The sequence below is a fragment of the Paenibacillus sp. NRS-1781 genome (assembly GCF_050467745.1).
In the GTDB taxonomy this organism is placed as follows: Bacteria; Bacillota; Bacilli; order Paenibacillales; family Paenibacillaceae; genus Paenibacillus; species Paenibacillus terrae_A.
Genome location: NZ_JBITPI010000044.1, coordinates 99,939 through 114,516 on the forward strand (window position 1 = coordinate 99,939; position 14,578 = coordinate 114,516).

The following is a 14,578-nucleotide window of genomic DNA, read 5'->3' on the forward strand; positions in this document are numbered from 1 at the left end:
ATCAACTAACAAACTTATTTACTATTTGTTTCAGATAGGCGACAGGGTCTTGATGGAAACGTCTGCGTTTCGTAGATTCTGCGAGCCGTGTATCCCAGATTCTTCGCTCATTATAAAAATGAATGAATTCGGTGACGGCTTCGTAAGCTTCGCTGTACGTTTCAAAGTCGTAGCGAGCCAAGCATTCAACCTGCAATAGCTTATGTTGTATGAGAGCGGAAAATAAAGGGCAAATATTGCTCCTGAATACGACTTAAGCGCTTCTACACTGGATCGTTGGATTGCGCAGAGCCAAAACTCAGGAGCATTTGCAAAGTCCTTAAACTACCACGTAGTACCAATTACTACAAACCGGAACTGGCTGACAACGAAAATGAAAAACGATTGGAGCCTGATTGTTGATCTCTTTAACCGTGAAATGATCGGTTTTAGCAGCGCTCCCAGGAAGACAGCATCGCTCGCTTACAAGGCCATTGCAAGCCTATCTATTCGACTTGACCGTATCCAGATGTTTCATACCGATTAAGGTAAAGAGTTCGATAACCAGCTGATCTCCCAAGCTGTAGAAACATTTGGTATCATCCGTTCGCTCAGCGCAAAGGGTTGCCCTTATGATAACGCTGCCGCAAAAGTCACATTTAAAATCTTCAATACCGAGTTCGCGAACCAGAACCATTTTCTAATCTAGGAGCAGCTTGTTGTCAAGCTGCGCGACTATGTCCACTGGTTTAACCACTACTGCATTCACGGTACACTTGGTTACCTCACGCCTGTGCAAGCTAGAAAAGTGTCCTCATGGTTGTTGTTCAATTTTGCGTTGACAATCCATTGTTAAATGACAATCCGGGATATCCGTTTGTAGGGGCATAGGTTCTTTCCGGGGCGGCCTGCAAGTGCGGGGGAGTATCGGCAAGTCTCACATGTATTCCCGGTTTTTTGGCCTGCTGGTGCTTGCAGTCATTGGGCGGACCGATAATCACAGGCTTTTTGATAGGAGCGAGCGCTGCCTGAATTTTATTCTCATTCAGGCAGTAGGTATGAGCCAGAATATTGCTTGGCGTTAATCGCAAGATGTCTGAGCCGAGGATGAATTCAGGGATGGGAGCATTAAAAATCGCTATCAAATGAGTATGATCCATTGTGGCGACCTCGTAGTGCCACCATCCCTGGGGAACATTAGCGACCTGACCAGGTATGAGCGGGAAATGGTGCAGCTCGCGGGTGAATGGGTTAATTAGTGACACGGTCACTGCTCCAGAGACGCAGTATACCAGTTCTGCTGCATTTTGGTGGTAATGAGGCTCTACGACGTTGGCTGTGCTGAGGTAAATATCCAGCAGCGATATATTCGCCAACGTATTTAGTTGCTGGATCGAAAGCTCGTTGATGTAGTTTTGAGCATCCTTTTGAAATAAAACATTGTCTTTTAAATCATAGGTAAATTGTGCAGAGGGAGAGGTATAATCCATATATGAATCCACGCGTCATTCCTGCCTTTCTACTATTCAAAATTTGATGATCGTACAGCTACCCTATGCATTCGCCCAATGTTGTGTGCAGGGATAGGGCACGCGTCAGACCGTTAAGGCTAGCGTTTATTTGTATACACAGTCTTAGGACCAGAGCCGGATGATACGTAAATGCGGCTTGTGGAATACTGCAACGGACGTGTGAGAGCATCTTTGTCCGATCCCGTATGTAGCAACGCGTCATTTCCGCAGCTAGGCATAAGCTATAGCCCAAGAAACAACATCGGATAAACGCCCCTGAGTTGTACAGGCCGGAATGGTTGTACCGGACAGAACAGGAAAGAGGAGGTTGTCTGAAGTATGAAAAAATGTTTTATGTTGATCCTGTCCTGTGCATGTATGCTGGGTGCTGTGTTGTTGGTTGCTCCAGGACAAGTACAAGCGCAATCGTCAACGCTGACGAAAGGGGCTCAGAGTGAGCAGGTGCTTGAGCTTCAACAACAGCTTCATTCGCTTGGTTATTTTAAAGCCGGTTATACCGGATATTACGGCTCCTTGACCAGTAAAGCGGTTGCCCGCTTCCAACGGGACTACGGTCTTACGCCCGACGGTGTAGCCGGAGCGGCAACGCAAGCCAAGCTGGATTCCTTCGGGAAGGTGCGTTTAACGGCCAAGTGGAGCAAGAGTCGTCCGGCTGTCATTTCATTCGGCCGCCATACGTTTACAATTAATTCAACGTAAGAACACGTCACTCGTCAGCCGTCAAGTTGCTTCCTGTAGCCAGGAGCAGTGGCAGTTTTTTTTGCATATTCACAAATTTGTAATATATTAGTATCGATTTATCAAATTTAATATTGAAATTTCTACATATTTTTCCGATAATCTTAATAGTAAAAAATATGAATTCAAAGGAGTCTTACTGAAATGAGTCAAAATCCTTACAGCATCGAAGTGGATCAAACCATTAAAACGGTACATATGGCGGTGAACGGTGTGTTTAGCCCGACTGAGTATGATAGCTTTGTCAAGGAGTATGTATCCAAGACTACCTCCATTCAGGCATCCAGCTTTACGCTCAAGGTGGACTGCACCCAAATGGCACTGCTGGGTCCGGAAGAAGTAGAAAAACTGAAAGGTTCTTTTGTACGGTATAAAGAAACCGGGTTTGCCAAAGTGATTTTTGTTATCAGCCTTCAACAAACGATTATTAAAATGCAACTTGGTCGTGTAGCACGTGAAGCGGGATTAAACAACGTAGATGTCGTCGTACAATAATGCTCTGAAGCGGTGATAAACAGCGAGATGAATGTGTAAGGGGGAACCTGCTGATGAGCCATATTAGAATAAAGGCATTGGGTGTGTATCATCCGCCTCATTCGGTGGATAACGAATATTATATTCGTCATTTTGATGAACAGGGCAAAGATATTCGGCGCTTCATGGAGCATATGGGCAGGAAAAAGCGTTACATTATTGATAGCCCGCATGAGAACGGTTTGACGATGGGGATCACGGCTGCCAAGAAAGCGCTGGATCAAGCTCAAATGACAGGCCGTGATGTGGACATGATCGTGTTTTCCACCCAAGTCCCAGAGTCACTCTTCCCTATGAATGGCCTATTTATTCATCAAGCGATTGAGGCCAGACATGACGTGGTTGTCATGGATTCTAACGCGAATTGTGCAGGCATGACGGTGGCTGTCGATCAAGCCAGCCGATCCATGCTGTCTAGTCCTGACGTGAGGACAGCACTTATCATTGGTTCGGATTATAACTCACTCGTTTCTGGCCCTGAGGATGAAATTACTTATGCGAATTATGGGGATGCCGCTTGTGCGGTTATTTTGGAGCGTACAGAAGAGGATACAGGTTTTATGGATTCTATGTATTTTACGGACCCGGTCAACATAGATAAAATTTTGTACCCGGCTCAGGGATTAGCGGCAACACTCCAAGCAAATGCTCCGGGAAAATATATTCAGTGGCTTCCGTTTGACGCTAATATGGCCTTGCCCCCTACATTTGAGCTGCTTGAACGCATTTTGAAGAAGAACGGACTGGCGCCTCAGGATGTACGGGCTTATTGCCTGTCTCAGTTTTCGCTGGCAAATGTATTGAAGATTCAGGAGCACTTGAAGCTGGAGGACGCCCAAATGATCTATGTGGGTGATCGTTATGGCTACACGGGTACCAGTAGCCCGTTCATTGCCTTGTATGAAGGGATTGAATCCGGTCGCATCCGGCGCGGTGATTATGTGCTGTTCTGGACGATTGGAGCTGGATATCAGCTGGTGGCTATGCTGTATAAATATTAAGAAATATGAAAAAGACCTTGCGGCCGCAGGGTCTTTTTGTACATAATACCTATTCAAATGTAATGAGAGATTATTTTTCGCAGGCAATTCCGTCATGGTCACGGTCGAGTGCTGAGCGGTAGCCGGGATCACCTTTGTAGAGAGGTGCCTTACCTGCCTTTTTAACAGCTGTACAGTTTTTGTAATAGACGGAACTTTGCGTAGCTGATTTATGGGATTTTTTTGATTTTTTGGCCTCCACGGTGGGGGCGAATTGAAAAGAAACGCTGAATACTAGAGCCGATGCCAGTGCGATGGAGACGATTTTGGATTGTTTGTTCATCCTTACTCTTCCTTTCTGTTCATGACTATAGTCCCGGTCCTTTATACAAATCTGTAGGGATTAGACTGATTATAGTCTATCAGAATCAGGAATATTATTCTATAAAAAAGGATGGGTGGATAGTTTATGGCTATTTATTTGTGTTTTGTTCGATTGTTTTGTAAAGTTTATACATTGAATTCCTGAGGGGGCTTATATTGCGGACGTTTAATAGCATAATAAGATAGAGCGAAAATGGGACAACATAAAACAGGAGATGACGTGTCATGACAATCGAAAATGTATTCTATGGGGATAGGATTAAACTATCCGCTGTCAGGGAAGAAGATGCCGAAACGATGTTCAAATGGGGAGAGGATGCGGAATATCTGCGAAATGTAGATACGGATCTGGCACTTCCTTATACGCTGAAGCAAATGGAGTCGGAAGGTTCACCCAGTTCGAACGAAGTCTATTTCCGGTTGAGAACGTTAGCAGATGATGTCCTGATCGGATTTGTGGCCATTCACGGGATTGAGTGGAATAATCGGATCGGTCAGTTGGCGGTTGGCATTGGCAATAGGGACTACCGTGGGAAGGGATACGGGGCGGAAGCGGTGAGCCTCATTCTTCGTTATGCTTTTTACGAATTAAATTTGAATCGGGTCGGTCTGGATGTTATTGAGTATAATGAACAGGCCATTCGAACCTACGAAAAGGCGGGTTTCCAGCTTGAGGGCAGAGTTCGTTCGGCTGTTCTTCGTGATGGCAACAGTTATGACCGTATTATGATGGGGATGCTGCATTCCGAATGGAATGAAAGCGTTAAAGTTTGACAGATACACAATTTGTTCATAAAATATTCCATAAACAGTCTTTTAAAAGGGTCAAATGAGGTCTATAGTTAAATTGTCACATACTGTGATGCATCGTGTTTTCGGTATGAGTCAAAGCTAAGGAGGAATTTACATGACAAATGTTGTAAGGTCCGTCACTTCACCCAAGAAATTTATTTCTGGCCAGAATCTGCTTTCGTCGTTAAATGACTACATTAAGGATTATGGCGATAAAGCCTTTATTATTTGTGATGAGTTTATACTTGAAAGGGCTCAAAGGGAGGCTGGCGCTTCAATAGAAGCAGCTGGCAATCAGGCCATTTTTGAAAAATTTCAATATGAATGTACTAAAGAAGAAATTGAGCGTAACCGGGAATTGGTGCGCAAACATAGCGCTAACATCATTATAGGAATCGGCGGCGGGAAAACGCTGGATACCGCTAAGGCAACGGCTTACTATGAAAAGCTGCCTGTCGTTATTTTCCCGACGATTGCTTCTACGGATGCCCCTTGTACAGCCCTTGCGGTTATCTACAAGAAGGATGGCTCCTTTGATGAATATTTGTTCCTGCCAACCAATCCCGACGTTGTACTCGCAGATACGGGCATTCTGGCAGCGGCGCCTGCACGTTTCTTCGCAGCTGGCATTGGCGATGCGCTGGCTACTTATTTTGAAGCGCGGGCTTGTTATCAGTCCAATGGGGACAACCTCGTGCTGAACAAGCCTTCGACCACAGGGCTGGGGCTTGCCCGTCTCTGTTATGATACATTGCTGGAAAATGCCGTGAAAGCCAAGCTTGCGGTGGATCGTAAAGTATATACTCGTGCGGTGGAAGATACCATTGAAGCGACAATTTATCTGAGTGGTGTTGGTGCGGAATCAGGTGGTTTGGCAGCAGCTCATGCGATTCATAATGGCATGACGGCTGTTCCTTCACTGCATAAAGCACAGCATGGCGAGAAGGTCACATTCGGCTTGCTAACTCAGCTGGTGCTGGAAAATGCACCGAAAGAAGAACTGGAAACGGTCATCAAACTGGTTAAGGACGTAGGTCTTCCATTGACGCTTCGTGATCTGGGTGTAGAGGAGTTTGTCGAGGCTGAATGGCGTCAAGTAGCCGAAGCTGCCTGTGCATCGAATGACACGATGGTCAATATGCCCTTTCCGGTCAGTCCTGCTGACGTGTACAACGCCATCATTGCGGCGAATGCGATTGCAGAATCCTATCAGGGATAGTTTTTTCCCTAAAGTACGAAAATATCTTTTGCAAAAACGGGTCTGTCATATTATTGGCAGGCCCGTTTGGTTTAAACGCGGACTTATATCATATCTTATTCTGACCGATATACATGTAACAGTTGAAATTAGGAATGGTTACAGCAGGAGGAGATTTGATGTTGGTACATGGTAAAACACGAAGAGGCAATTTGTACATCCACATGTCCAGCGGTTTTCACAAAATTGGAGATTATCGGGAAGAATATTCAGTAGCGCCGGGAGATCGACTGATGTCGAGACTGACCAAGCGGATCTATACCATTGTATCTGTGCATCTCGGTGAAGAGGCGTATGCCGATATTGATCTGGAAGAAGTGATTAGAAATAGTTAAGCGCTTGGCTTGGTTAGACTCAAAAAAGCTTCAATTTCACTCATAGAGCGAAGTTGAAGCTTTTTTTTGTTGTTTCAACGCAGGGCCTCGTTGAGAAGGTCCCGTGTGATAATATTATTTTGATTCATAAATGTTCTGATCGTTGATTGCGAATTGGTTGTGGATAGTTCCTTTCCCCATGTCATGGCATAGGCCCAGGCGGGTTGATTTTTTAACACATTGGCGCTCGGCAGAATATTACTTTCTCCAATTCCAATCGGCTTGCCTTGTGCAAGCTTGAGCAGTCCGGTGTAATAAGAGGCTTTGTAATCATTGTTGTAAATGTCAGCTGCGAGAATATCCACTCTGTTTATGCCTGGAAAAGGCCCATTGTACGGTGTGCTGTATGTGTTCGGTGCATTCGGACTCCATACCCATAACAGATTATCTAGATGGTGAACATGAACGAATCGGTCATACATCACATTCCAGAGCTGAGCGTAATTTTGTTTGTTTCCCCACCAGAACCAGTTGCCGTTCATTTCATGATAGGGTCTCCACAGAACAGGCACATCTGCGTCCCGCAACGTTTTGAGGGAAAGTGCGACCTCATCAATATCGGCAATCAGCTGTCGATATTGCGGGGTACTCGGTGTGATGTAGGAATTAAATTCAGCCTGACTAAGCTTGGTTTGCACGTTTTTCCACGTTTTCGGTTTACCAGGTAACGCCTGATGAAAGGTAATCGCTACAATTCCACCGGACTGGCTCCACTGGATAGCACTGTCCACAACACGCTGACGCTGCTCTTGTAAGGCTGCGTGGGACTGATTGGCTAATCCTCCAAACTCATAGCCATGGAGTCCTGCATATTGTCCGCTGATTTGTTGTAGCTTGTTGTTTTGTTCATCCGGTGCCTCCAAATAATCATGCTGCCCGGAAATTAGCGTCCCCCCCGGCACATTGGAAAGGTAGGTGAGTAGTTGCTTGGCTTTGGCAGAGGCCTGGGAATTAACAGGTGGAGCGGCATCAGCTATAATGAACGATTGCTGAGAGACACTGAATAGTAAAACAACTAGTAGCAGTAGCACCCTTTGCAAGCAAAAGCGTATTGAGTGAGATTTCATGGCGCTCCTCCTTTGATGACATCATGATGAAATTACATGTTTTCTTTGTGTTTTCTCAGCTGGATACATGCGCTAATGAGGATGATTAGCAAACAGAAGAAACCCAACCAGTTCGGTTCCTGTGAATATATCCAGCCTTCCAGCAGAAGGAAGCCGAAAATCAACGCAAGCAAACCCATGGTAAGAACCATTTTGGTTTGCGCCGGACGGCGGCTACGCTTGGAAATCCAGTGTATGATGCCCAGAACGATGGCTGCCTGAAATAAAATGGGCAAGTAGTTGTACTCTCGTTACAATCTAATTAAGTTGACTAAATTATACCATAACTACCGTCCTGCAATAAAAGGTGTCAAAATACCTACTCTGCCTCGATTCGCCATCGTACGCTATATTCAGTGAAATATTGACACATAGTTGTACACTTCATAAATATGCAGGTGTAGTGGGAAATATACAGTAAGCATGAGTATAAAATCAACGCGAAATCAGCGGGGAAGTTTGGTATCATTAAGGTGGTATTGATAAGGAGGTCATTTACATGAATGAAGATAATCGACCGTTTTCCAGCCCTGTAGATGCTGAAGGAGCCAAAGCGAATTTTGATGTGAACCAGCGGAAGCTTCACTCTAAGGGAGCCTCTGGCTTATGGCATCAGGTCAGCAATCTGCTTATTCTGGTTGGCGTGATTGCGTTGATTATTATTTTAGGTCGAGTGCTGTAAGGATGGCAACTAAGAAATAAAGTCGATAAAATTATCAGAATAGGGATGTGAAATGGTGTTAAAGGCAGCGTTACTTTTTATTTTGGCTGGCTTAGCTGAAATTGGGGGAGGGTATCTGATCTGGCAGTGGCTGCGTGAAGGGAAGACATGGTATGTCGGACTTTGCGGCGGGGTGATTTTGGCTGTCTACGGAGTCATTGCAACTTTTCAGGTTTTCTCCTCCTTTGGGCGTGTGTATGCAGCATACGGAGGTGTCTTTATAGTCCTTTCCATTGCATGGGGATGGTGGATTGATAAAAAGACACCAGATTTGTACGATATCGTGGGTGGCTTGATTTGTTTGGTCGGAATAGCCGTGATACTTTTTCCCCGATCTGGATGATAGGACAAAAAACCCTTTTTTATTTTTTTGAAAAACATGACTATTGATCTACATAAATGAGCTTCATATTCCGAAATAGAACTTAAGGAGGGGGTTCTATGAACTGGAATCAAATGAAGCTTAGAATGAAATTTGGCCATGCTGTACCGAAGAGTGAAGGGAATTTTTCAGTAGGCATCGTATGGGGAGTCTTGATTAGTGCTGTGCTTTGGGTCTCGATTATTGGCTGGTTTATGCTTATTTTCAAATGATCTCTAGGAATCACTATATAAGTCTGTTTAGTTAATGCGACTTAAGTAACCCGTGCCCTATGACCCAGGTTTTAATCTGTAAAATCGTTACGAAGCTTGTCCATGCCACGGTTTATCGCTTCATCAATCATATCTGTAGCAGCAGGAGTATCAGCATGGATGTCAGGAATACGATTAAAGCCTGGCTCGCGCGATCTAACGACTGTTCATGTTTGACCTGATCGACGGTGCGATTCTTTGGTTCCCTAATGTTTTCTTTCATAATACATCACACGCTCCTTTACGAGTGCAAGCATATTGCACGCTTTATATAAACGTTAATACTCAAGGCAGCTAAAGCGGCTAAAAAATAAAGCCGGGGAGGAAATAGCTCCCGCCCGGCACTTCCCAAACGACTAGCGATGCTCAATCAGATCAATCGCTCCCAGAACAACATGAGCCAGTCCGAAACCGAGAATGCCTGTAGCCGCAAGCTTGTACTTACTGCTCAGCAACACAGCGCCTGAAGCCGATACTACCGTTCCAAGAACAGCTGGAATCATACCTTCACGCATTCGTAACACCCCTTCTGGTAGTTTGGAAAGACGTTTATTATTGTATTCAAATGCGCCCGAGTTATACAAGAAAAGAAATTTTATTATTTTAGAAAAAAGTACTTTACAACTCGTTGAAATTGTCGTATTATATGTTGGTGCCCATTAAAACGGTATTTACATAGCGAGAACCATTTTGTACATAAGATGGATGTTTCTCCGATACTTATAAGTGAAGTAAGTATGAAAAATAGCGTTCCTAAATTTATGCCGGGGTGGCGGAATTGGCAGACGCACAGGACTTAAAATCCTGCGGTAGGTGACTACCGTACCGGTTCGATCCCGGTCCTCGGCACTATAGTTTTACTCTTGAATCCCTTGATAATCAAGGGATTTTTTATTTTTTAGTGATTGAAATCATGACTTTCATATCACAGGGAGCGAGCGCTTTTTTCGCTCTTGGGGACGAACTTTTGGATCGAAGATGTCAAGGTGAGCTGTTGTTTTGCGACTGGGCTTCTTGGTGACGTGCGCATAGGTATCTGTGGTCACCTGAGTGGAGTGTCGCAGTCGATGTTGAATCGCCTTGATTGATACACCCCGTCCTAGCAAATAGGTTGCATTGGTGTGGCGGAGTCCATGAAGTGAACATTACGGAATCCGTTCCGCTCACACTAGTCTTTCCATCGTTGGGATGGCGTTATGTGGTAATAGGGCTTTCCCGTCCCAGAGTGGAAAACAAAGTTGCGATCTCCACCTTGCTACACACCGATCGCCTTTCACCGTCGCAAAGGCGCGGGAAACCAGTACAGCGTCCTTATGGGGACCTGCACTATGGCCGATGATCTCTCGATTAAACAGATCAACGAGCACGCAAATATAGTGCACTGGTTCTGGACTTTCACATAGGTTAGATCACTGACCACGAAGCGTTTGGCTTCTGTTTGGCTGAACTCGCGGTTCAGTGTATTGGCGATAGCAGCTTCGTTACAAGCGGCTTTATTGGGCTTATATTGCGCCACCGTGTATGTTGAAACGAGTCCCCGCTCGTTCATGATTCGACCGATTCGACGTCTGGAAACGACCAACCCGCGTTCGTGGAGCTTGGTTTTAATCTTACGGGTGCCATAAGCTTTTCGATTTTTGTGAAAAATGTCCACAATGGATGTGGTCACGTCATCTTCCTTCGACTCTTCTTTGGCTTCGTAATAAAACGTGCTTCTTGCGATTTGCAGGACGTCACACATGGCTGATACCGAGTATTTATCAGGGTTGTTCTGGATGATAGCTACTTTCGTCTCATGATCAGCGCGGCTTGCTTTAAAATATCGACCTCTATTTTGAGACGCTGATTTTCTTTGCGCAAAGCGATCAGCTCATTCTCTTCTGGTGAACGATTGTTCTTCTCCTTGAAGGAGCCCGTTGGCTGAACTTGCTTAATCCAGCGATCTAGAGCCGAGGCTGTGAGGCCATATTCCTCCACCAAATCTGCTCTTGACTTCCCGTTCTCGTATAATTGCACCATTTGCTTCTTGAACTCTGCTGTAAAAGTATGTCGTTGTTTCGGCATTGTAGAGATCCGCTCCTTAGGATGATAGGTTTTGTTCTACAAGCCCTCATTTTTATTGTCCAACTAAGTGTAGCTGATCCACTTTTCTGTTTGCAGTACCACAAGTTTTCACCCGATACGATTAAGATTGCCAGAGTGTATTATATGCGGAATCAGTTTGAATTTAGAGTAGATGTGAAAAAGGACTCCGCTGGTCTATAACCACCAGTATGGAGTCCTTTTAGTTTATTCCTGATCACTTCTCGTAAAAACTTTTCCAATCAGGACATATATGATTAATGCAATAATCACAGCCAGACCGTAGTCGATAATGAACTTAATGATATTTTCTAATGTAAAAAATCCAGTTCCAGTGTTGTATTGAAAAAATTCTAGCCTTCCGTAAGTTAGATTCCCAATAATATTGCCGATGAGCAGTGCGATGATAAATCTCCAAATATTTTTCACAAAATACCTCCTTTTAATTGAAAATAGAAGTTGTTATAAAATAAACTATAGTTTACCATAAATAGTGTGATGATTACATCAATGGTAAATGCATATAAAAAACAATGAGGAGTTGAAGTGGTGAAAAAAGTTTGGATAACCTCACTTATGGCCGCAACTTTACTAACAGGTGTGATTGCGGTACCAGCCTCAATGTACGCATTGCCTTTTACAGACTCTAGTAGTGTTTCTAGTAGTGCTAAGGATTCTCTTAGTGAATCAGAATTACAAGATATCGAAGGTATTTCCGAATATTTCAATTTGTCTGAGCAGGAAAAAAATGATTTTATTAAAGCCATCCAAAATAAAGAAGACCGTGGAGAGTATCAAACACAAGGGAAATTGAGTTGGGCAGTAAAAGCTTTAAAAGCAGGATTTGATAAACTTCCGGCCTCAGTGAAAGCTTTTATTGGAGTTGAGGGTTTCTTACAGATCCTAGGTGTTGTTGACAACTTCACTGGAGCTATTGAAGATGCAATATATGCAGGAGCTTTGCAAGTGACTGGGAATGAAACTGCTGCCTGGTGGGTTACTAAAGCTTTAATGTTACTTTTATAGGATATTCCACAATAAGATAAATGGTGTGGATTTTGAACAATCTAATCAAAAAGCTCTGCTAACCTTAATTGGTCGGCAGAGCTTTTTTTATTTCCCGAAGCGCCTGAATTAGCTCCTTAGTGCCGTGAAAGAGACAAAAGGCAGCCAGCACCAAGAAACAAGCATATATATACTCAAATGGCATGTGTCAACCTCTTGGACTACTGTCAATAGAATGGACACCTTCAAGCGGGTTTTCGGTACAATCGTTCATACTGATTTGGAGATACATAACCTAGGGAAGAGTGGATTCGTTTTCCATTATAAAAGCATGTAATATATTCGAAAATCTGCTTCTTTGCCTCACGACGGGTTTTGTAGTGGTCTAAGTAAATCAGTTCCTTCTTTAGAACGCTGTGAAAGGATTCGATACAGGCGTTGTCATAACAGTTCCCTTTGCGGCTCATGCTGCCTTTCATAGGGTACTTAACCAGCTTAGCTTGATACTCGTGAGATGCGTATTGGCTCCCACGATCTGAATGATGCAGAACCTCTTTGCCCGGTCGTTGGACACGATAGGCTTGGTCAAGGGCCTGAATGACTGACTCTTTAGTCATCCGAGAATCCATGTAGAATCCTACGATTTTGCGGCTGTACAAGTCCATCACGCTCGCCCAATAAAGCCAGCCTTCATCGGTGGGAATATACGTAATATCCGTCATCCACACCTCGTTTGGGTCCTCAGCAACAAACTGCTGGTTTAAAAGGTTCTCATGAACAGGCAGTTGGTGTTTGGAGTTCGTAGTTGCTTTGTATTTTTTCCATGATCCCAGATTCTCAAAGAGAAAGATCGGAGGGGAATGGTACTATCCAGCTCGCGAAACGAGAGCCTAATTAGAAAAATGGATTTTGGAGCAATAAATCAATTACTCGTAAACGATCAATTGATACACAACCCCAAAAATATACCTCACACGGTGGTAAAATTTTACCATAATAAAAGGTTATTGCATTGCTACTTACCTGAGATAAAATATACAATTACAGCAGGCTAAATAGGAGGATGGTGTATCTGTGTTATCTGCTTTTTTATATATTTTAATTGGGGTATTCGATGCTTTGGCCGTTGTTACTTTGGTTTTAAAGCTTTATATGCTTCCCGTTTGGGAATATCGTAGAAAAATACTTTTTTACGCAATTGGCATAGCTTTGTTTTCCTTTCTAATGAGGGTGGTTATAGGTGTGCCTAAATTAGATTTGCCGTTTCAGTATTTGTTTATGATAATCTTTTTTAGATTTGGTTTAGGAATCAAAACACATCTTGCGGCTTTTTCTACAGGTTCTGGTTTAACAGCCTACATTAACCTACAGCTATTTGTATATGTATTTGCGAATTTTTTCGGAGTAGCACAACCGGGTGCTATCAATTATACTTCTGGGCTTTCTATTTACTTTATTCAGTTATCTTCTATCATTATTGCATACTTGATTTCTTTTGTTATGGGGAAATATAACTTTGGATTCTCGTTTATAATTCAGCCTCCACACGATTTTTTAAGAGGTGAAAATTATTTCTCATCCCTAAATAAGATGTTAATTATAGGTGCGCTAATATCAGCGGTCACCATCTCTATTACTTTATATATGCTATATAACTCTAGTACAATAGGATTACTTTCTATTTCATTGTTTACTTTCGGATTGTCCTATTTCTTTTCAGATCGGGGGGATTACGAGGATGCTAGAAGCGTTATCCAGGCACATCGCAACGGAAATAAAAAAAGCTGATCCTGATGGACCTACAAGTGTAGAAGTGATGGAATATGCACTCGGGATAAGGCTTACTGAATTTTCGACTATATTTTTTGTCTCACTTACAGGCTGGCTAACAGGTCATTTCTTCGGGTCGTTATTAGCGCTTGGCAGTCTTATGTTAATAAGAAAATTTTCAGGAGGGGCACATTTCTCTAGTCTAACATTTTGTTTATTTTTCACAACAGCAGTATGTGTTACTATACCTTTTTTCTCTATGGGAATATCGACATTTTTAATTATTAGCGTTTGCTCATTATTAGTGTTTTTTGTTTATGCACCTAATCATTTTATCTATATTGAAAAGTCTGCAAACCATAAGTATTTCAAAATCATATGCATTTCCATTTGCCTGTTGAATTTCTGTGTACAATCACACATAATATGTTTATCTTTAGTTATACAAGCTTTCAGTATTCTTCCTTTATGGAAAGGAGGTGAACGGAAATGGACAAGAGATTGGCAAGAGCATTAAATGTAAAACTTGGGAAATACGCTGGCGAATCTATTAAAAATGAAAAAACAGTATTTGGCGCTACACCAATACCAGAAGAGCTGAAGAAAAAAGATCAGAAGAGTCAATAAACGAATTGATATATGGAAGATGGAAAGCGGATTCTTACCACCAATTGTTATGTGACAACGCAT

The 14,578-nt window shown here is 43.1% G+C and carries 20 protein-coding genes, 1 tRNA gene and 5 pseudogenes; 16 read left to right on the plus strand and 10 right to left on the minus strand.

Going from position 1 to position 14,578, the window contains the following annotated elements; genetic code table 11:
* Position 1 precedes the first annotated feature (1 nt).
* Positions 2 to 196, minus strand: a complete 195-nt coding sequence (locus tag ACIFO6_RS16070) for an IS3 family transposase (protein WP_430041873.1) — start codon at positions 194 to 196, stop codon at positions 2 to 4.
* Between the two features lie 177 nt (positions 197 to 373).
* On the opposite strand from ACIFO6_RS16070, the gene ACIFO6_RS16075 reads away from it, so the two are divergent.
* Both ACIFO6_RS16075 and ACIFO6_RS16080 read left to right on the plus strand, forming a co-directional pair.
* A complete protein-coding gene (locus tag ACIFO6_RS16075; protein WP_430041874.1) occupies positions 374 to 526 on the plus strand; it encodes a hypothetical protein in 153 nt (50 codons plus the stop codon).
* Positions 527 to 700: 174 nt separating this feature from the next.
* A pseudogene (locus ACIFO6_RS16080) lies at positions 701 to 835 on the plus strand (IS3 family transposase); the annotation flags it as partial.
* Here the strand turns inward: ACIFO6_RS16080 and ACIFO6_RS16085 are convergent.
* Positions 807 to 1,481, minus strand: coding sequence for a cupin domain-containing protein (locus tag ACIFO6_RS16085; protein ID WP_430041877.1), 675 nt, complete (start codon positions 1,479 to 1,481; stop codon positions 807 to 809). The pseudogene ACIFO6_RS16080 and the gene ACIFO6_RS16085 overlap by 29 nt on opposite strands.
* A gap of 348 nt (positions 1,482 to 1,829) precedes the next feature.
* Between ACIFO6_RS16085 and ACIFO6_RS16090 the strand changes: the two genes are divergently transcribed.
* The 3 genes from ACIFO6_RS16090 to ACIFO6_RS16100 all read left to right on the plus strand — a co-directional run bounded on the left by ACIFO6_RS16090 (position 1,830) and on the right by ACIFO6_RS16100 (position 3,784).
* On the plus strand, positions 1,830 to 2,210 hold the full coding sequence (locus ACIFO6_RS16090; RefSeq protein ID WP_430041878.1) for a peptidoglycan-binding domain-containing protein: 381 nt from the start codon (positions 1,830 to 1,832) through the stop codon (positions 2,208 to 2,210).
* Between the two features lie 183 nt (positions 2,211 to 2,393).
* Positions 2,394 to 2,744 carry a hypothetical protein gene (locus tag ACIFO6_RS16095; RefSeq protein ID WP_430041880.1) on the plus strand — a complete coding sequence of 117 codons (351 nt, stop codon included), beginning with the start codon at positions 2,394 to 2,396 and terminating at the stop codon, positions 2,742 to 2,744.
* A gap of 53 nt (positions 2,745 to 2,797) precedes the next feature.
* The gene (locus ACIFO6_RS16100) at positions 2,798 to 3,784 is read left to right on the plus strand and encodes a ketoacyl-ACP synthase III (protein WP_430041882.1); all 987 of its coding nucleotides are present in this window, start codon (positions 2,798 to 2,800) and stop codon (positions 3,782 to 3,784) included.
* Positions 3,785 to 3,854: 70 nt separating this feature from the next.
* Here the strand turns inward: ACIFO6_RS16100 and ACIFO6_RS16105 are convergent.
* Positions 3,855 to 4,022: pseudogene (locus ACIFO6_RS16105) on the minus strand (excalibur calcium-binding domain-containing protein); the annotation flags it as partial.
* 350 nt (positions 4,023 to 4,372) lie between these two features.
* On the opposite strand from ACIFO6_RS16105, the gene ACIFO6_RS16110 reads away from it, so the two are divergent.
* The 3 genes from ACIFO6_RS16110 (at position 4,373) to ACIFO6_RS16120 (ending at position 6,532) form a co-directional block, all read left to right on the plus strand.
* A complete protein-coding gene (locus tag ACIFO6_RS16110; protein WP_430041885.1) occupies positions 4,373 to 4,921 on the plus strand; it encodes a GNAT family N-acetyltransferase in 549 nt (182 codons plus the stop codon).
* Positions 4,922 to 5,054: 133 nt separating this feature from the next.
* Positions 5,055 to 6,158 carry a glycerol dehydrogenase gene (locus ACIFO6_RS16115; RefSeq protein WP_430041888.1) on the plus strand — a complete coding sequence of 368 codons (1,104 nt, stop codon included), beginning with the start codon at positions 5,055 to 5,057 and terminating at the stop codon, positions 6,156 to 6,158.
* A gap of 158 nt (positions 6,159 to 6,316) precedes the next feature.
* Positions 6,317 to 6,532, plus strand: a complete 216-nt coding sequence (locus ACIFO6_RS16120; protein ID WP_322153707.1) for a hypothetical protein — start codon at positions 6,317 to 6,319, stop codon at positions 6,530 to 6,532.
* A gap of 74 nt (positions 6,533 to 6,606) precedes the next feature.
* Here ACIFO6_RS16120 and ACIFO6_RS16125 read toward each other — a convergent pair whose 3' ends face one another.
* Both ACIFO6_RS16125 and ACIFO6_RS16130 read right to left on the minus strand, forming a co-directional pair.
* The gene (locus ACIFO6_RS16125; protein WP_430041889.1) at positions 6,607 to 7,638 is read right to left on the minus strand and encodes a glycosyl hydrolase; all 1,032 of its coding nucleotides are present in this window, start codon (positions 7,636 to 7,638) and stop codon (positions 6,607 to 6,609) included.
* 32 nt (positions 7,639 to 7,670) lie between these two features.
* Complete coding sequence (locus ACIFO6_RS16130) at positions 7,671 to 7,913, minus strand: hypothetical protein (RefSeq protein ID WP_430041891.1); 243 nt, start codon at positions 7,911 to 7,913, stop codon at positions 7,671 to 7,673.
* A 263-nt stretch (positions 7,914 to 8,176) separates the two neighbouring features.
* Here ACIFO6_RS16130 and ACIFO6_RS16135 point away from each other — a divergent pair, with 263 nt between their 5' ends.
* The 3 genes from ACIFO6_RS16135 to ACIFO6_RS16145 all read left to right on the plus strand — a co-directional run bounded on the left by ACIFO6_RS16135 (position 8,177) and on the right by ACIFO6_RS16145 (position 8,992).
* Entirely contained in the window at positions 8,177 to 8,359 is a 183-nt protein-coding gene (locus ACIFO6_RS16135) for a hypothetical protein (RefSeq protein WP_430041892.1), read from the plus strand.
* Between the two features lie 55 nt (positions 8,360 to 8,414).
* The gene (locus ACIFO6_RS16140) at positions 8,415 to 8,741 is read left to right on the plus strand and encodes a YnfA family protein (RefSeq protein ID WP_430042230.1); all 327 of its coding nucleotides are present in this window, start codon (positions 8,415 to 8,417) and stop codon (positions 8,739 to 8,741) included.
* A gap of 98 nt (positions 8,742 to 8,839) precedes the next feature.
* A complete protein-coding gene (locus tag ACIFO6_RS16145) occupies positions 8,840 to 8,992 on the plus strand; it encodes a hypothetical protein (RefSeq protein WP_430041893.1) in 153 nt (50 codons plus the stop codon).
* A 395-nt stretch (positions 8,993 to 9,387) separates the two neighbouring features.
* On the opposite strand, the gene ACIFO6_RS16150 is transcribed toward ACIFO6_RS16145, so the two are convergent.
* A complete protein-coding gene (locus tag ACIFO6_RS16150; RefSeq protein ID WP_013311032.1) occupies positions 9,388 to 9,546 on the minus strand; it encodes a hypothetical protein in 159 nt (52 codons plus the stop codon).
* 248 nt (positions 9,547 to 9,794) lie between these two features.
* Between ACIFO6_RS16150 and ACIFO6_RS16155 the strand changes: the two genes are divergently transcribed.
* Positions 9,795 to 9,880 (plus strand) — tRNA-Leu (locus tag ACIFO6_RS16155).
* 71 nt (positions 9,881 to 9,951) lie between these two features.
* Here the strand turns inward: ACIFO6_RS16155 and ACIFO6_RS16160 are convergent.
* From ACIFO6_RS16160 to ACIFO6_RS16170, 3 genes and pseudogenes are all read right to left on the minus strand, one after another.
* Positions 9,952 to 10,158 (minus strand): annotated as a pseudogene (locus ACIFO6_RS16160) (hypothetical protein); the annotation flags it as partial.
* Positions 10,159 to 10,302: 144 nt separating this feature from the next.
* A pseudogene (locus tag ACIFO6_RS16165) lies at positions 10,303 to 11,095 on the minus strand (IS3 family transposase); the annotation flags it as partial.
* Positions 11,096 to 11,320: 225 nt separating this feature from the next.
* Positions 11,321 to 11,542: a hypothetical protein gene (locus tag ACIFO6_RS16170; protein WP_430041895.1), complete on the minus strand. Its 222-nt coding sequence runs from the start codon at positions 11,540 to 11,542 to the stop codon at positions 11,321 to 11,323.
* A gap of 120 nt (positions 11,543 to 11,662) precedes the next feature.
* Between ACIFO6_RS16170 and ACIFO6_RS16175 the strand changes: the two genes are divergently transcribed.
* The gene (locus tag ACIFO6_RS16175) at positions 11,663 to 12,139 is read left to right on the plus strand and encodes a hypothetical protein (RefSeq protein ID WP_430041897.1); all 477 of its coding nucleotides are present in this window, start codon (positions 11,663 to 11,665) and stop codon (positions 12,137 to 12,139) included.
* A 224-nt stretch (positions 12,140 to 12,363) separates the two neighbouring features.
* On the opposite strand, the pseudogene ACIFO6_RS16180 reads toward ACIFO6_RS16175, so the two are convergent.
* Positions 12,364 to 12,939 (minus strand): annotated as a pseudogene (locus ACIFO6_RS16180) (IS3 family transposase); the annotation flags it as partial.
* Between the two features lie 253 nt (positions 12,940 to 13,192).
* Between ACIFO6_RS16180 and ACIFO6_RS16185 the strand changes: the two are divergent.
* Genes ACIFO6_RS16185 through ACIFO6_RS16195 form a run of 3 tightly spaced genes read left to right on the plus strand, consistent with a single transcriptional unit; the run spans position 13,193 to position 14,515 of the window.
* Positions 13,193 to 13,906 carry a hypothetical protein gene (locus ACIFO6_RS16185; RefSeq protein WP_430041899.1) on the plus strand — a complete coding sequence of 238 codons (714 nt, stop codon included), beginning with the start codon at positions 13,193 to 13,195 and terminating at the stop codon, positions 13,904 to 13,906.
* A gap of 28 nt (positions 13,907 to 13,934) precedes the next feature.
* Positions 13,935 to 14,405 (plus strand): accessory gene regulator B family protein, encoded by a 471-nt coding sequence (locus ACIFO6_RS16190; protein WP_430042232.1) that lies wholly within the window; start codon positions 13,935 to 13,937, stop codon positions 14,403 to 14,405.
* The gene (locus ACIFO6_RS16195) at positions 14,378 to 14,515 is read left to right on the plus strand and encodes a hypothetical protein (RefSeq protein ID WP_430041901.1); all 138 of its coding nucleotides are present in this window, start codon (positions 14,378 to 14,380) and stop codon (positions 14,513 to 14,515) included. Before ACIFO6_RS16190 ends, ACIFO6_RS16195 begins: the two co-directional genes overlap by 28 nt.
* Positions 14,516 to 14,578: the final 63 nt, after the last annotated feature.

Coding starts and splice junctions, on each gene's coding strand:
- ACIFO6_RS16075 (WP_430041874.1), top strand. CDS start 374: ATGAAAAACGATTGGAGCCTGATTGTTGATCTCTTTAACCGTGAAATG.
- ACIFO6_RS16090 (WP_430041878.1), top strand. CDS start 1,830: ATGAAAAAATGTTTTATGTTGATCCTGTCCTGTGCATGTATGCTGGGT.
- ACIFO6_RS16095 (WP_430041880.1), top strand. CDS start 2,394: ATGAGTCAAAATCCTTACAGCATCGAAGTGGATCAAACCATTAAAACG.
- ACIFO6_RS16100 (WP_430041882.1), top strand. CDS start 2,798: ATGAGCCATATTAGAATAAAGGCATTGGGTGTGTATCATCCGCCTCAT.
- ACIFO6_RS16110 (WP_430041885.1), top strand. CDS start 4,373: ATGACAATCGAAAATGTATTCTATGGGGATAGGATTAAACTATCCGCT.
- ACIFO6_RS16115 (WP_430041888.1), top strand. CDS start 5,055: ATGACAAATGTTGTAAGGTCCGTCACTTCACCCAAGAAATTTATTTCT.
- ACIFO6_RS16120 (WP_322153707.1), top strand. CDS start 6,317: ATGTTGGTACATGGTAAAACACGAAGAGGCAATTTGTACATCCACATG.
- ACIFO6_RS16125 (WP_430041889.1), bottom strand. CDS start 7,638: ATGAAATCTCACTCAATACGCTTTTGCTTGCAAAGGGTGCTACTGCTA.
- ACIFO6_RS16135 (WP_430041892.1), top strand. CDS start 8,177: ATGAATGAAGATAATCGACCGTTTTCCAGCCCTGTAGATGCTGAAGGA.
- ACIFO6_RS16145 (WP_430041893.1), top strand. CDS start 8,840: ATGAACTGGAATCAAATGAAGCTTAGAATGAAATTTGGCCATGCTGTA.
- ACIFO6_RS16150 (WP_013311032.1), bottom strand. CDS start 9,546: ATGCGTGAAGGTATGATTCCAGCTGTTCTTGGAACGGTAGTATCGGCT.
- ACIFO6_RS16190 (WP_430042232.1), top strand. CDS start 13,935: ATGGAATATGCACTCGGGATAAGGCTTACTGAATTTTCGACTATATTT.
- ACIFO6_RS16195 (WP_430041901.1), top strand. CDS start 14,378: ATGGACAAGAGATTGGCAAGAGCATTAAATGTAAAACTTGGGAAATAC.